The sequence below is a fragment of the Streptomyces iconiensis genome (assembly GCF_028657195.3).
Classification (GTDB): domain Bacteria; phylum Actinomycetota; class Actinomycetes; order Streptomycetales; family Streptomycetaceae; genus Streptomyces; species Streptomyces iconiensis.
This window is the reverse complement of sequence record NZ_JANCPR020000005.1, coordinates 98,140-113,629: the sequence shown is the minus strand read 5'-3', so window position 1 is coordinate 113,629 and position 15,490 is coordinate 98,140. Positions and strand designations below refer to the sequence as shown.

Here is a 15,490-nt window from a genome sequence, read left to right as displayed (position 1 = left end):
TGCCGGGTCCGTGTACATGTCGTCGCTGTCTGCGAACTTGCGGCCCGGAGCCCCTAGCTTGTTGGATGGGCCCCTTCCGTCCCCATCCATGTACCCCCCGTCTGCCTGTAGCCTCCTTGGGGTGTACGCACCGCGTGAAATCCCGCGGATTCGATTCGACGGCGAGGACTGATGGCACAGACGCAAGCCGCCGGGGGCCCTCCGGACCCCGACGCGACAGGCGGCGGCTCCATGCCCGATTCGCCAGAGATGTGGGGCAACAACGGCCTCATCGGCGACGGGCGCTACCGCCTGACCCGTCGCCTCGGCCGCGGTGGTATGGCCGAGGTCTTCGGCGCCGAGGACCTGCGCCTCGGACGTACGGTCGCGGTCAAGCTGCTCCGCTCCGACCTCGCAGAGGACCCGGTTTCCAAGGCCCGCTTCACGCGTGAGGCGCAGTCCGTCGCGGGCCTCAACCACCACTCCGTCGTCGCGGTCTACGACTCGGGCGAAGAGATCATCGGCGGCAGTGTCACGCCGTACATCGTGATGGAGCTGGTCGAGGGCAGCACCATTCGCGAGCTGCTCATGACGGCCGAAGCACCGCCGGCCGACCAGGCGTTGATCATCGTCTCGGGTGTGCTGGAGGCGCTTGCCTACAGCCACCAGCACGGCATCGTGCACCGCGACATCAAGCCGGCGAACGTCAGCATCACCCACGGCGGTGCCGTCAAGGTGATGGACTTCGGCATCGCCCGCGCACTGCACGGCGCCTCCAACACCATGACCCAGACCGGCATGGTCATGGGCACGCCGCAGTACCTCTCGCCCGAGCAGGCGCTCGGCAAGACGGTCGACACCCGCTCCGACCTCTACGCCACCGGTTGCCTTCTCTACGAACTGCTGACGCTGCGCCCGCCGTTCACCGGCGAGACCCCGCTGTCGGTGGTCTACCAGCACGTCCAGGACGACCCGGTGCTGCCCTCGGAGATCTCCGAGGTGGTACCGCCCGAGCTGGACGGGCTCGTGATGCGGGCCCTGGCCAAGGACCCGGACGACCGGTTCCAGACGGCCGAGGAGATGCGCGGGCTCACGCAGTACGCCCTCCAGATGCTGCACGAGCAGGGTGGGCACACCGGCGGTGTGTGGAACACGGGGCCCGTGGCGCACGCCGGCGGCTCCACCCCGGCCATGGGCGTACCGGGCGCCGACGCGCGCCAGCACCCCGTGCACGGCGAGACCTCCCAGATGGGCGCCCCCATGCTGGCGTCCAACAGGGAGGACGACGGCGGCTTCGAAGGCGGTCCCCGCCGGGGCGGCAAGAGCGGCAAGGGTGGCAACGGCGTCAAGTACGCGCTGGTGGCCTTCCTCGCGGTGATCGCCATCGCGGGCGGCATCTTCTACGCGGCCTCCTTCGGCGACAACCACGACAACAAGCCCAAGAAGCCCGAGAAGTCGTCCTCGGAGCCCTCGGAGAAGAAGACCTCCAAGAAGCCTTCGCCCACGCCGACGGAGACCGAGGAGGAGCAGCCCGGCGCCACCACGGGTGACACCGGCGACTGGTCCCCGACCCAGGCCCCCACGCAGTCGGTGCCGCGCGACACGGGCCCCACCCCGACCCAGTCCCAGCCCAGCGACACCCCGACGGGCACCGGCCCCGGCGGCAGTGGCGGCGGCAACGAGGGCGGCCAGAACGGCGGCAACGACTCCCCGAAGCCCCCGACCGACCCGCCGGACGACGGCGATGACGGAGGGGCCAACACCGGCAACGAGGCCGGCGAGCCCGGCGGCAACGCCGGTGCCCCCGGCGGCAACGGCTGACGGTTCCCGAAGGCGCCCACGACCACCTGGTCGTGGGCGCCTTCGCCGTGTGGTCGACGGGGCGTGGGCACACTCTCCGTGTCCTCTACGATGCGCCTCGTGCAGCCCTCATCGCCCGCCCTCACCGAGGGCACGCTCCACTCCCTGCTGCGGTGGTACGGCGTGGGGGAGCCGCTGTCCTGCGAACCGGTCTCCCAGGGGCTGCTCAATCGCGGCTACCGGCTGGCGACCACACGGGGCCGCTACTTCCTCAAGCACCACCTCGACGGCGACCCCTCCGACCCCGCGGGGCTCGCCCGTATCGAGCGTCAGCACAGCGCCACGGCCCGGCTGGGCGCGCTCGGGCTTCCCGTGGTGCCCACCGTGCCGGACCCCGAGGGCCGTACGGTCGTGGTCGTCGGCGAGCGCTGCTACGCGCTGCACCCGTGGATCGAGGGCAGGCACCAGCACGGCTGCGAGCTGTCGGCGGCCCAGTCGCGCCGCCTGGGAGCGCTGCTGGGACAGGTGCATACGCGCCTCACCCAGGTGCTCCCCGAGCCGTCCCGCGAGGTCCACGAGAGCGCGGACCCGGCGGCGACGTACGAGGTGATCGGCGAACTCCTCATGTGCGTACGGGCGCAGCAGCGCAGGGACAGCTTCGACGAGCTGGCAGAGCACAGGTTGACGGAGCGGCGCGAGCTGCTGCGCCGGTACGCCGAGGCGCGTCCGCCCGCCGTTCCCCGCCCCCTCACCGGCTGGGTGCACGGGGACTTCCACCCCCTGAACCTGCTCTACGCGGCCACGGGGAGTGAGCCCCGGCCCCTGGCGATTCTCGACTGGGACAGGCTCGGCGTGCACCCACGCGCCGAGGAGGCGGTACGCGGTGCGGCGATCTTCTTCGTACGGCCCGACGGAACGCTCGACCTGCCGAAGGTACGTGCCTACGCGCGCGCGTACCGGCGCAGCGCGGGCGCCTCGCGGGGCGAGCTGGCCGCGGCCGTGCACCGGGTGTGGTGGGAACGGCTGAACGACTTCTGGATGCTGCGCTGGCGCTACCAGCTGCGCGATGTGCGCGCCGACCCCCAGTTCCCGGCCGCCGCCGCGCTGGTGGTGTGGTGGTGCGCGCGCTACGAGTCGGTGCGCTCCGCCTTCTGCGACTGACCGCCCTTCTGCGATGCCCTTCTGCGATGCCCTTCTGCGACTGACCGCCGATGGACGGGAGGCGGCCGGGCGGTCAGGTGTCAGGGGGCCTTGGGGACACCGCTGAGCCGGTGGATGTTCACGAACTCGGGGTCGATCCGCAGGTACACCGGTTCGAAGGTCTCGCCGTCGGCCAACTCCGTGCGGGGGCCGAAGCGTTCGAGCTGCGCTGCCGTCGGCTCGACCAGCCGGGCCTTGCCCACGAACTGCACGGACCACACCTCGGAGGCGCCCGACTCGATGTTGTCCGCCTCGTACGCCGCGACGTTGCCGTCCAGCGCCGAGTGGTAGCCGAAGCCGCGGTGGATGCGGATGAGGACGCTGCCGTCGTCCACGACATGGCGTGCGACGGTCACGAAAGGCAGGGCGTTCTTGCTCATCGCCACCCGTCCGTAGCGGATGGCTGGCAGCAGGGCCAGCGCCTCGTCGCGTTCCGACAACTCCTGGGGCATGGTCTTCACCCTGCCCGAGCCCCGCGGTTCCAGGCTAGTGCGATCAGACCCTCTCCCGAGGACCAACGACCCCTTGCGTCCCACGTGGTAGGGCGTTACCGCAGTACCGCAGTACCGCAGTACCGCAGTACCGCGTCCCCGTCACAGTCACCGGCGTACGCGCGCCGGTGCCGCCTCACTTCTCGTGTTCCGCCTGGAGGCGCGCGACGTAGGCGGCGGCCTGGGAGCGGCGTTCCATGCCGAGCTTCGAGAGGAGGCTGGAGACGTAGTTCTTGATGGTCTTCTCGGCCAGATGGAGCTGGGCACCGATGGCGCGGTTGGTGAGCCCTTCGCCGATCAGGTCCAGGATCTTCCGCTCCTGCTCGGTGAGCCCGGCGAGCCTGTCGTCCTGTCTGGGGGTGCCGCCGTCCCGCAGCCGTTCGAGCACGCGCTGGGTCGCGATCGGGTCCAGCAGGGACTTGCCGGCCGCCACATCCCGTACGGCGGTGAGGAGTTCGGTGCCGCGGATCGCCTTGAGCACGTAGCCGGAGGCGCCGGCCATGATCGAGTCGAAGAGCGCCTCGTCGTCGGAGTACGAGGTCAGCATCAGGCAGCGGATGTCCTCGTCGCGCGAGCGGACCTCCCGGCACACCTCGACGCCGCTGCCGTCGGGAAGGCGCACGTCCAGGACCGCCACGTCGGGACGGGTCGCCGTGATTCTGGCCGTCGCCTCGGCCGCTGTGCCCGCTTCTCCGACGACCTCGATGTCGGGCTCAACGGAGAGCATGTCGTGCACGCCCCTGCGGACGACCTCGTGATCATCGACCAGGAATACGCGGATTCTTCCGTTTTCAGGCACCTTCTCAGTCTCACATACTGATCCTCTCTCTACTCTTCCCGGGCTCCCGGACGCCGGGTTAACGTGCGAGTGTCCGCGGTCAGCGAGGCCGTGACCAGTGATGTCCCTGTTCCTCTGCTTACTGCTTGGACTTCCAGGTTCTTACTTGGATATCCGAACAAAGTTGCAGGTCAGGGGCGCCTCGTGCGTCTATGGAGATACTGGGCCATGGCTGGGGCGTCCCCGGCCGGAGGTCTGGGTGCGCGGGCCGCGACCGGGACAAGCAGTCACCACCCGGTTCCGACCGCGACGCTCCCACCCCGTGCGCCGCACGGGACCGGGCGAGCCTCCCCCCGCCATCGGGCGGGGGAGCCCCAGGTCACCGGCAACCCCGGGGGCCGGACAGACGGAGGAGCACACGTGACCGTGGAAAGCACTGCCGCGCGGAAAACCGCGCGCCGCAGCGGCACCGGAGGAAAGCGCGCCACCAAGCAGGCGGACGCGCCCGCCGAGGGCCAAGGAACCGCCGGTCCGGCGGCCGGGCGGCCCGAGGACGGGTCCGGACAGCCCGAGGCCGAGGCCGCGGGGAAGCAGGCGGCGAAGACCGCCAAGCCCGCGGCGAAGACCCCCGGAGCGAAGACCGCAGCCCAGGCAGCGCCCAAGAAGGCCGCGGCCAAGAAGGCGGCGCCCAAGGGCTCGGGCACGTCCAGGAACGCGGGCACGACCAGGGACGCGGGGACCAAGAACGCGTCGTCCAAGAAGACGGCGGCGAAGAAGACGGCGGCCAGGAAGCCGGCCGCCCCGGCCACGGCATCCCCGGCCGGCGCCGAGCCCGTTCAGCACGAGCTGATCCAGCTGCTGACCCCGGCGGGCGAGCGCGTCACCCATCCGGACTACGACGTCGACCTGTCGGCCGAAGAGCTGCGCGGTCTCTACCGCGACATGGTGCTCACCCGGCGCTTCGACGCCGAGGCCACCTCGCTCCAGCGCCAGGGCGAGCTGGGCCTGTGGGCCTCGCTGCTCGGCCAGGAGGCGGCCCAGATCGGCTCGGCGCGCGCTCTGCGGGACGACGACTACGTCTTCCCGACCTATCGCGAGCACGGTGTGGCCTGGTGCCGTGACGTGGACCCGACGATGCTGCTCGGCATGTTCCGGGGCGTCAACCACGGCGGCTGGGACCCGAACACCAACAACTTCCACCTGTACACGATCGTGATCGGCTCCCAGGTGCTGCACGCGACCGGTTACGCGATGGGCGTGGCCAAGGACGGCGCCGACTCCGCCGTGATCGGCTACTTCGGCGACGGCGCCTCCAGCCAGGGCGACGTGTCGGAGGCGTTCACGTTCGCCTCCGTCTACAACGCGCCGGTCGTCTTCTTCTGCCAGAACAACCAGTGGGCGATCTCCGAGCCGGCGGAGCGCCAGTCCCGCGTGCCGATCTACCAGCGTGCCCAGGGATTCGGCTTCCCCGGCGTCCGCGTGGACGGCAACGACGTACTGGCCTGCCTCGCCGTGACAAAGGCGGCACTGGAGCGGGCACGGTCGGGCCAGGGCCCGATGCTCATCGAGGCGTTCACCTACCGCATGGGCGCCCACACCACGGCCGACGACCCCACGCGCTACCGCGCCGACGAAGAGCGCGAGGCGTGGGAGGCCAAGGACCCGATCGAGCGGCTGCGCGTCTACCTGGAGAAGGAAGGGCTCGCCGACGACACGTTCTTCGCCTCGCTGGAGGCGGAGAACGAGGCGGTGGGCAAGCGCGTGCGCGAGGCCATCCGCACCATGCCCGACCCCGACACCATGGCGATCTTCGAGAACGTCTACGCCGACGGGCACGCGCTCGTCGACGAGGAGCGGGCGCAGTTCGCCGACTACCTCGCGTCGTTCGCCGACTCGGCCGAGGAGGGCCGCTGATGTCCAAGCTCCCCATCGCCAAGGCGATCAACGAGTCGCTGCGCCGCGCCATGGACAACGACCCCAAGGTCCTGATCATGGGTGAGGACGTCGGCAAGCTCGGCGGCGTCTTCCGCGTCACCGACGGCCTGCAGAAGGACTTCGGCGAGGACCGCGTCATCGATACGCCGCTCGCCGAGTCCGGCATCGTCGGCACCGCCATCGGCCTCGCGCTGCGCGGCTACCGTCCGGTGGTGGAGATCCAGTTCGACGGGTTCGTCTTCCCCGCCTACGACCAGATCGTCACGCAGCTCGCCAAGATGCACGCGCGGGCCCTGGGCAAGATCAAGCTGCCCGTCGTCATCCGTATCCCGTACGCGGGTGGCATCGGCGCCGTCGAGCACCACAGCGAGTCGCCGGAGACGCTGTTCGCACACGTGGCGGGGCTCAAGTGCGTCTCGCCCTCGAACGCTTCCGACGCCTACTGGATGATGCAGCAGGCCATCGAGGGTGACGACCCGGTCATCTTCTTCGAACCCAAGCGGCGCTACTGGGAGAAGGGCGAGGTCGACACCGGGTCCATCCCCGCGCCGCTGCACATCGCGCACATCGCGCGGCAGGGCACGGACCTGACGCTGGCGGCATACGGGCCCATGGTGAAGGTCTGTCTTGAGGCAGCGGCGGCGGCGGAGGAAGAGGGCAACTCGCTGGAGGTCGTTGACCTGCGCTCGATGTCCCCGATCGACTTCGACACCCTTCAGCGCTCCGTGGAGAAGACCCGCAGGCTCGTCGTCGTGCACGAGGCGCCGGTCTTCCTCGGCACCGGTGCCGAGATCGCCGCACGCATCACGGAAAGGTGCTTCTACCATCTGGAGGCACCGGTCCTGCGCGTCGGCGGATTCCACGCGCCGTATCCTCCTGCCCGGCTGGAGGACGAGTACCTGCCGAACCTGGACCGGGTGCTCGATTCCGTCGACCGCGCGCTGGCGTACTGAGGAGAGCCGTGACGATGACTGAAAGCGTCAGCAGCGCCAACAGCGCCGCTCGGATCCGTGAGTTCAAGATGCCCGACGTCGGCGAAGGGCTGACGGAGGCGGAGATCCTCAAGTGGTACGTCCAGCCCGGTGACACGGTCACCGACGGTCAGGTCGTCTGCGAGGTGGAAACGGCCAAGGCCGCGGTCGAACTGCCGATCCCGTTCAACGGGGCTGTGCACGAACTGCGCTTCGAGGAGGGCTCGACGGTCGACGTCGGCACGCCGATCATCACCGTCGACACCGCCCCGTCCTCGGACGAGCCCGCCGCCCCGGCCCCAGCTGCCGCCGATGCGGCATCCGGGGCCGCCTCAGCCGAGGCCGCCTCAGCCGGGAGTGAGGAGGCCGGGGAACCGGAACCGGAGGGCCGCCAGTCGGTGCTGGTCGGTTACGGCGTGGGCACAGCCTCGACCAAGCGCCGGCCCCGCAAGCGTCCCGAAGAGGAGGCCTCGGCCGCCGGGACCGCGTCGGAGACCGTGCAAGAGCAGCCCATGCAGGCGGAACCGGAACCGGAAGCCGCGCCCGGCCCCGCACCGGCCCCAGCGGTCAACGGGCACGGCGCCACCGCGCCCACAGGCGGCGAACGCCCGCTCGCCAAGCCGCCCGTACGCAAGCTCGCCAAGGACCTCGGCGTCGACCTGAACAGCGTCGCGCCCACCGGACCTGACGGCGTCGTCACCCGCGAGGACGTGCACGCCGCTGCCACCGCGACCACGGAGGCCGAGGCGCCGGCCGAGGCGCCCGCGGCAACCGGTGTACCGGTGCGGCCGACGGCGCCCGAGCCTGTGGCGTCCACGGCGCGCGAGACCCGTATCCCCATCAAGGGCGTACGCAAGGCCACGGCCCAGGCCATGATCACCAGCGCCTTCACGGCGCCGCACGTCACGGAGTTCGTGACCGTCGACGTCACCCGCACGATGAAGCTCGTACGGGAGTTGAAGCAGGACCCGGACATGGAAGGCGTCCGCGTCAACCCGCTGCTGCTCGTGGCCAAGGCGTTCCTGCTCGCGATCCGCCGCCACCCGGAGGTCAACTCCGCGTGGGACGAGGAGCGTCAGGAGATCGTCCGCAAGCACTACGTGAACCTCGGCATCGCGGCTGCGACACCGCGCGGCCTGGTCGTCCCGAACATCAAGGACGCCCAGGACATGACGCTGACCGAACTGGCATCCGGGCTCAGCGAATTGGTGAGCACGGCCCGCGAGGGGCGTACCAGCCCGGCCGCGATGAGCGGTGGCACGGTGACGATCACCAACGTCGGCGTCTTCGGCGTCGACACCGGTACGCCGATCCTCAACCCGGGCGAGTCCGCGATCCTGGCCTTCGGCCAGGTCAAGGAGCAGCCCTGGGTCCACAAGGGCAAGGTCAAGCCGCGCCACGTCACCACCCTCGCGCTCTCCTTCGACCACCGCCTGGTCGACGGCGAACTCGGTTCCCGCGTGCTCGCGGATGTCGCCGCGGTCCTGGAACACCCCAAGCGGTTGGTTACTTGGGGTTAGCGAGCGTTTTTGTTCGGGCCCTCGCGGGTGCGGCCGGGCCCTCGCCGTCGTGGTCGCTCACCGTTGCGGCGGCAAGGGTTTCGGGGGCTTCGCTCCCGAAACCCCGAGCACCCGAAACCCCGAGCGCCCGGTCCGCCGATCTACTGGTCCGCCGGTCCACCGCGCTGCCACGCGAACACGCGGGCCGGTGGCCGCCCTCCCGCCCCAGCGGCGAAACCACGCGCGGGGCCCGGGCCCCTGACCCCCCTCGCGGTGACGGCGCGGGGGGCCTCAGGGGCAAGGTCCCGAGGTCCCTGAACGTTCCTTGGGCCTCGGGGTGAAGCCCCCAGCCCTTCTCCCCGCGACCGCTGGCGGCCACGACGGCGGGGTCCCGGCGGACAACAGGCGGTCCCGGCAACGTCGTTCGCATGCCCCCGCGACAGCGGGGTCCGCATGGTGGACGCGGGGTTCGTCTGGATCTTTGTTGTATCTATGGTGTGCACATGCCCCCCACCGCCCCCGTCAGACAGCCCCCGGCCGCCGAACGCGTCTACACCCACGTCAAGCAAGCCGTGCTGGAAAGACGTTACGAGGGCGGCATGCTGCTCACGGAGGGTGAGCTGGCGGAGGCTGTCGGAGTGTCCCGTACGCCCGTGCGCGAGGGGCTGCTGCGGCTGGAGGTCGAGGGCCTCATCCGGCTCTACCCGAAGAAGGGCGCTCTCGTGCTGCCGGTCTCGGCGCAGGAGATCGAGGACGTGGTCGAGACCCGTCTGCTGGTCGAGGCGCATGCGGTTCGGCGGGCGGTTCCGGTGTCGGCCTCGCTGGTGGCGCGGCTGGAGGAGTTGCTGGAAGAGCAGCGTGAGCACACCGCTTCCGGCGATCTGGCGGCCGTTTCGGCGGCCGACCGCTCCTTCCACGCCGCGATCGTCAAAGCGACGGGCAACCAGATCCTCACCCGCCTCTACGACCAACTCCGCGACCGCCAGCTCCGGATGGGCGTCGCGCTCATGCACGCGCACCCCGACCGGATCGCCAAGAACATCGCCGAGCACGCCGGCATCCTCCGCGCCCTGCGCGAGGGAGACGTGGAGGCCGCGGCGCACGCGGTGCACCAGCACGTCACCCGCGTACGCCATCTCGTACGCGGTGACGACGTGCGCGGTGACGACGTGCGCGGTGACGACGTGCGCGACGAGCGAGGCCACGCTGCCGACGCCGCGGGTGATGCCCGGTGAGTTCCGCGTCCTCGTCCTCCTCGTCGTCCTCTTCCTCGTCGTCGTCCTCAGGGATACGTCTGCCCGGTGATCCGCCGGGCGGCGCACGCGCGATGTGGATCTGGGGCATCGGTGTCGCGGTCTACTTCGTCGCCGTCACCTACCGCACCAGCCTGGGCGTCGCCGGCATCGACGCGGCCGACAGGTTCGGCATCAACGCCTCGGCGCTCTCCAGCTTCTCCATCCTGCAACTGCTGGTCTACGCGGGCATGCAGATCCCCGTCGGTCTGCTCGTCGACCGCTGGGGCACCAAGCGCATCCTGCTGCTGGGCGTCGTGCTGTTCACGGCCGGCCAGTTCGGCTTCGCCTTCTCCGACTCGTACGCCATGGCGCTGGCCTCCCGTGCGCTGCTGGGCTGCGGCGACGCGATGACCTTCATCGCCGTACTGCGCCTGGGCGCACGCTGGTTCCCGGCCCGCAGGGGGCCCGTGATCGCGCAGATCGCCGCGCTGATGGGGATGGCGGGCAACCTCGTCACCACGCTCGTTCTCGCCCGCGTCCTCGACGTGTTCGGCTGGACGCCCACCTTCGCGGGGAGCGCGGCGGGCGGCATCGCCATCCTGCTGCTGGTGATCTTCTTCCTCAAGGATCACCCCGAGGGGCACGAGATGCCCCCGCACTCCCACAACACCGAGGGGGGCGGCCCGAATTCGGGGTACATACGGCGCCAGATCACGGAAGCCTGGCGCGAGCCCGGCACCCGTGTGGGGATGTGGGTGCACTTCACCTGCCAGTTCCCCGGCATGGTGTTCCTGCTGCTGTGGGGCATGCCGTATCTCGTCGAGGCACAGGGCCTCGGCCGCGACACGGCGGGTGAACTCCTCACCCTTGTCGTTGTCTCCAACATGACCTGCGGCCTGGTCTACGGCCAGGTCATCGCGCGCCATCACACGGCACGTACGCCGCTGGTCCTCGGCACGGTGGTGGCGACGGCCCTCGCGTGGGCCTCGGTCCTCGCCTGGCCGGGGCACTCCCCGATGTGGCTGCTGGTCGTCCTGTGCGTGGTGCTCGGTGCCTGCGGCCCCGGCTCGATGATCGGCTTCGACTTCTCCCGCCCGGCGAACCCGCCGGAGCGGCAGGGCACCGCCTCCGGCATCGTCAACATGGGAGGCTTCACCGCCTCCATGACCACCCTGCTCGCTGTCGGCGTCCTGCTGGACATGACAGGCGACAACTTCCGTATCGCCTTCGCCAGCGTGTTCGTCCTCCAGGCACTCGGCCTGACCCAGATAGCCCGGCTGCGGGGACGCGCCGTCCGCCGCGAGCGCGAACGGATCGTGGCCAGCCGCGTGGAGGCCGTCCACGTGCCCGTATGACGGCTCCTGGGCTCGGGGTCCCAGGGGCTCCAGGACTCCAGGGCTTCAGGGCTGGGGGTTCGGCTCTCCGGCGCCTTCGGCGCTCTCGCGGAACGCTGGGGCCCTCAGGGTGTGACGGCGAAGGCGTCCAGAATCGCGGCGGCGAGATCGGTGTCGCCCTCGGTCTTGATGCGGTCGGCGACCGCGTCAGCGCGTACGCGGCCACACGCGAGCCGGGAGTACGTTTCCCAGTCCAGCGCCAGCGCCGCCGTGGGGCCCAGCGAGGGGCTGCCGTCGACGGTGCCCCTGCCGTCCTTGTCCACCCGTACGGTCCGCATGAACTCCACGGGGCCGCCGATGTCGAAGACCACGGCGGAATTCGGCGGAGCCCCCGCCTTCTTGGCGACCACCTTCGGCAGCCCGGAGGACAGCACGTCCCGCGCGACGTGCGCGCCGGCCGAGTCGAGGTTGCCCGGCTTGCCCAGGGCCCGGCGCACGTCCTGTTCATGCACCCATACGTCGAACGCGCGGAGCATCAACTGGCGCTCCAGAGGAACCGTCTTCGGCTCCCACGGCACCACGCTCGCCACCTCGTCCTCCGGCCCCCGCTTCTCGTTCCTGAGCTGCCGGGAGCGGCGGATGAGCGTGTACTCGAACTCGCTGGTCATCTCAGGACCGGTGTGGTGCCGCCTGACGTCCACCTGGACTTCCATGTGGCGGCTCTGCTCGTCCCGTACGTGGTAGATGTCGCGCGGCAACGAGTGGATCGGGCGCGGGTCACCGAGCAACTCGCACTCAAGCCCGATGATGTGGGACACCACGTCACGGACCGACCAGCCCGGGCACTCGGTCGCGCGGTTCCACTCCCCCTCGGCGAGCGGGGTGATCAGCTCGGATATCGCTTCCATGGACTGGGTCCAGGCGTCAACGTAGGGCTGAAGGCTTGGATGGTCGATCACGGGACCCCTCGGCGTTACGGATCGTTCGCGGGCTGGGTGCTCTCAAGTTACGCTGCGCAAGGGCACCCCGGCAGTGCTTTTGGGACGATGCTAGGCCCAATCGCCCCCCTCGATCGCATGGACGGTGGTACGGTGCGCGCTTCTCTGCTTCAGATCCAGGTGGACCCGGATGAGTCGGTCAATTCGCGCCGTGAGCGGGTCGCTTCGCTCGTACGCGAACAGTCCGGAGCCGACCTCGTCGTTCTTCCCGAACTGTGGCCCGTAGGCGCCTTCGCCTTCGAGCGCTTCGCCGCCGAGGCGGAGTACGCCGATCCCGCCTCCGGTGCCACCGCGCTGGCCATGTCGGCCGCCGCCCGGGATGCGGGAGTGTGGTTGCACGCTGGTTCCATTGTCGAGAAGAGTCCCACGGGCGGCGACCTCTACAACACCTCGCTGGTCTTCTCCCCTGAGGGCCAACTCGTGCGTACCTACCGCAAAATCCACCGTTTCGGCTTCGACCGCGGCGAGGCCACGCTGATGTCCGCCGGTACGGAACCGGTCACCGTTCCCCATCCGCTGGCCACTCTCGGCCTTGCCACCTGCTACGACCTGCGCTTCCCCGAGCTTTTCCGCGCACTGATCGACGCCGAGCCCCAGGGAGCGCGCGTGCTTGTGGTCCCGGCCGGGTGGCCCGCCAAGCGCGCCGAGCACTGGACGCTGTTCGCGCGTACCCGCGCCGTCGAGAACCAGGTGTTCGTCCTCGCCTGCGGCACGGCCGGTACCCACGCCGGCGTCCCCCAGGCCGGACGCAGCGCGATCATCGACCCGTGGGGCGACGTACTGGCCGAGACCACCGGCACGGAGGAGACGGTGATCACAGCGGACCTGGACCTGTCCCAGGTGGACAAGGTGCGTGACTCCTTCCCCGTGCTGAAGGACCGGGTGGTCTGACCCGCTTCTCCGTGCCGAAGGCCCGGGTGCTTCTGACCAGCGCCTTCGGCTGACCGCAGGCTCCGGCCGACCGGTCGTTCCGGCCGGCAGGTCGGCCCGCCCGGCCAGCGGTCTCCGGCCGGCCGGCCACTTCGGTGCCTCTTTGCGGGCCGCTTCGTCGACCGTTTCGCCGACCGCTTCGTCGGCCTTCTCATGACCTCTCCTGACCGGCGTGCTGACCTGCCTCTCTGTCCGCGTTCCGGAGTGGCAACCTTGAAGGATGAACCGTTCCGCTGCCTCCAGCCGCCGTGCCCGCGTCCGCGCCCCCGAGCTGACCGGCGCGGGTGGCTGGCTGAACACGGGGGGTGAATCCCTCGACCTCGCCGCGCTGCGAGGAAAGTGCGTGATCGTCGATTTCTGGACGTTCTGCTGCGTCAACTGCCTTCACGTGCTCGATGAACTGCGCGAGCTGGAGGAACAGCACCAGGACACGACCGTTGTTGTCGGGGTGCACTCGCCCAAGTTCGTCCATGAGGCCGAGCACAGCGCGGTCGTGGACGCGGTGGAGCGCTACGGGGTCGCACACCCCGTACTGGACGATCCCGACCTGGCGACCTGGAAGCAGTACGCCGTACGCGCGTGGCCCACGCTCGTCGTGATCGACCCCGAGGGATATGTCGTCGCACAGCACGCGGGCGAGGGGCACGTCCACGCCATCGAGAAGCTGATCACGGAGCTGGAAGCCGAGCATGAGGCCAAGGGGACGCTGCGGCGCGGAGGGAGCCTGGGAGCCTCCCCGGCAGCGGGCGGAACCCAGCCCGAACCGGCCGCGACCGACCTCCGCTTCCCCGGCAAGGCGCTCGCCCTGCCGGGCGGCGGCTACCTCGTCTCCGACACCACCCGCCACCAGCTCGTGGAACTGGCGGCCGACGGCGAGACGGCCGTACGGCGCATCGGCACCGGAGAGCGCGGGCTGACGGACGGTACGCCTGAGGAAGCCGCGTTCAACGAACCGCAGGGCCTCACCTTCCTCCCCGACGGCGACATCCTGATCGCCGACACGGTCAACCACGCGCTGCGGCGCCTGGACCCCGACAGCGGCACCGTCGTCACCGTCGCGGGAACCGGCGCACAGTGGTGGCAGGGGGCGCCGACGGAGGGGCCCGCACGCGAGGTCTCGCTGTCCTCGCCCTGGGACGTGGCCTGGTTCGCGGGGCGCGTGTGGATCGCGATGGCCGGCGTGCACCAGCTGTGGACGTACGACCCGGAGGACGGCACCGTACGCGTGGCCGCGGGAACCACCAACGAGGGCCTGGCCGACGGCCCCGCCGCAGAGGCATGGTTCGCCCAGCCGTCCGGCCTCGCCACCACCCCCGACGGGACCCGCCTGTGGGTCGCCGACTCCGAGACGAGCGCGCTGCGATACGTGGAACCCGCGGGGGCGTCCGGGGACGGGGCCTCAGCGGAACCCAGGGGAGCGCAGGCCACGCCGGAGACGGGACGTGGCCTCACCGGTCCGGAGAGTGAGGGTCTGGAGGGCCAGGTCACAGACCCGGAGGACGAGGCCACACACGTGAAGGGCGAGGTCAGAGACCCGGAGGGCGGCTTCACCGTCCGTACCGCCGTAGGCACCGGCCTCTTCGACTTCGGCCACCGGGACGGCCCGGCCGAACAGGCGCTCTTCCAGCACCCGTTGGGCGTCACGGCGCTTCCCGACGGCTCGGTCGCCGTCTCCGACACGTACAACCACGCGCTGCGCCGCTACGACCCCGCCACCGGCGAGGTCACCACGCTCGCGACGGACCTGCGTGAACCGTCGGGAGCCGTCCTGGCCCCGGACGGCACGGGCGAGATCGTGGTCGTCGAGTCAGCCCGACACCGGCTGACCCGGCTGCGGCTGCCCGAGGACGCCGTACGGGTCGAGGCGGTCGCCCACCGTACGCAGCGCGCGGCCACCGAGGTCGCCGCCGGGGCTCTCCGTCTGGACGTGGTCTTCCAGGCCCCGCCAGGACAGAAGCTGGACACCCGCTATGGGCCCTCGACACGGCTGATCGTCAGCTCCACCCCGCCCGGGCTCCTTGCCGAAGGCGAGGGGCAGGGAACGGAGTTGAGCCGCGAACTGCTGCTCACCGGCGACGAGGGAACCGAAGGGGTCCTGCACGTCTCCGCAATGGCCGCCTCCTGTGACGAGGAGGGCGAGTACCCCGCCTGCCATATGCACCAGCAGGACTGGGGCGTTCCCGTCCGCCTCACGGCAACCGGTGCCGACCGGCTGCCGCTGGTGCTGGCGGGGATGGACGAGGGGTGAAGGTGAGCGGCGTACGCACTCCGGTGTGAGGGCGCCGGCGGTCCGGAGCGCCGACGCCGACCGCCGGATGGCGGACGCCGGACACGGGTCGT

Annotated in this window: 12 protein-coding genes; 9 read left to right on the top strand and 3 right to left on the bottom strand. The window is 70.5% G+C overall.

Translation table 11 applies throughout. The annotated features are described in order from the left end of the window. Window positions 1–171 precede the first annotated feature (171 nt). On the top strand, window positions 172–1,800 hold the full coding sequence (locus NMN56_RS06350; RefSeq protein WP_274042759.1) for a protein kinase domain-containing protein: 1,629 nt from the start codon (window positions 172–174) through the stop codon (window positions 1,798–1,800). 90 nt (window positions 1,801–1,890) lie between these two features. Continuing rightward, the gene (locus NMN56_RS06345) at window positions 1,891–2,940 is read left to right on the top strand and encodes a phosphotransferase (protein ID WP_274043104.1); all 1,050 of its coding nucleotides are present in this window, start codon (window positions 1,891–1,893) and stop codon (window positions 2,938–2,940) included. An 80-nt stretch (window positions 2,941–3,020) separates the two neighbouring features. On the opposite strand, the gene NMN56_RS06340 is transcribed toward NMN56_RS06345, so the two are convergent. Then, window positions 3,021–3,431 (bottom strand): pyridoxamine 5'-phosphate oxidase family protein, encoded by a 411-nt coding sequence (locus tag NMN56_RS06340; RefSeq protein WP_274042758.1) that lies wholly within the window; start codon window positions 3,429–3,431, stop codon window positions 3,021–3,023. Between the two features lie 175 nt (window positions 3,432–3,606). After that, on the bottom strand, window positions 3,607–4,269 hold the full coding sequence (locus tag NMN56_RS06335) for a response regulator (RefSeq protein ID WP_274042757.1): 663 nt from the start codon (window positions 4,267–4,269) through the stop codon (window positions 3,607–3,609). Window positions 4,270–4,668: 399 nt separating this feature from the next. Here NMN56_RS06335 and pdhA point away from each other — a divergent pair, with 399 nt between their 5' ends. From pdhA to NMN56_RS06310, 5 genes are all read left to right on the top strand, one after another. Further along, window positions 4,669–6,162 (top strand): pyruvate dehydrogenase (acetyl-transferring) E1 component subunit alpha, encoded by a 1,494-nt coding sequence (pdhA, locus tag NMN56_RS06330; protein WP_274042756.1) that lies wholly within the window; start codon window positions 4,669–4,671, stop codon window positions 6,160–6,162. After that, a complete protein-coding gene (locus NMN56_RS06325; protein WP_274042755.1) occupies window positions 6,162–7,136 on the top strand; it encodes an alpha-ketoacid dehydrogenase subunit beta in 975 nt (324 codons plus the stop codon). Before pdhA ends, NMN56_RS06325 begins: the two co-directional genes overlap by 1 nt. 14 nt (window positions 7,137–7,150) lie before the next feature. After that, window positions 7,151–8,674: a dihydrolipoamide acetyltransferase family protein gene (locus tag NMN56_RS06320; protein WP_274043103.1), complete on the top strand. Its 1,524-nt coding sequence runs from the start codon at window positions 7,151–7,153 to the stop codon at window positions 8,672–8,674. A gap of 482 nt (window positions 8,675–9,156) precedes the next feature. Then, complete coding sequence (locus NMN56_RS06315; RefSeq protein WP_274042754.1) at window positions 9,157–9,888, top strand: GntR family transcriptional regulator; 732 nt, start codon at window positions 9,157–9,159, stop codon at window positions 9,886–9,888. A 92-nt stretch (window positions 9,889–9,980) separates the two neighbouring features. After that, a complete protein-coding gene (locus tag NMN56_RS06310) occupies window positions 9,981–11,243 on the top strand; it encodes an MFS transporter (protein WP_274043102.1) in 1,263 nt (420 codons plus the stop codon). A 104-nt stretch (window positions 11,244–11,347) separates the two neighbouring features. On the opposite strand, the gene NMN56_RS06305 is transcribed toward NMN56_RS06310, so the two are convergent. After that, window positions 11,348–12,181, bottom strand: coding sequence for a maleylpyruvate isomerase family mycothiol-dependent enzyme (locus NMN56_RS06305; protein WP_274042753.1), 834 nt, complete (start codon window positions 12,179–12,181; stop codon window positions 11,348–11,350). Window positions 12,182–12,313: 132 nt separating this feature from the next. Between NMN56_RS06305 and NMN56_RS06300 the strand changes: the two genes are divergently transcribed. Both NMN56_RS06300 and NMN56_RS06295 read left to right on the top strand, forming a co-directional pair. Continuing rightward, on the top strand, window positions 12,314–13,111 hold the full coding sequence (locus NMN56_RS06300) for a carbon-nitrogen family hydrolase (protein ID WP_274042752.1): 798 nt from the start codon (window positions 12,314–12,316) through the stop codon (window positions 13,109–13,111). Between the two features lie 259 nt (window positions 13,112–13,370). Continuing rightward, on the top strand, window positions 13,371–15,398 hold the full coding sequence (locus tag NMN56_RS06295; protein WP_274042751.1) for an NHL domain-containing thioredoxin family protein: 2,028 nt from the start codon (window positions 13,371–13,373) through the stop codon (window positions 15,396–15,398). Window positions 15,399–15,490: the final 92 nt, after the last annotated feature.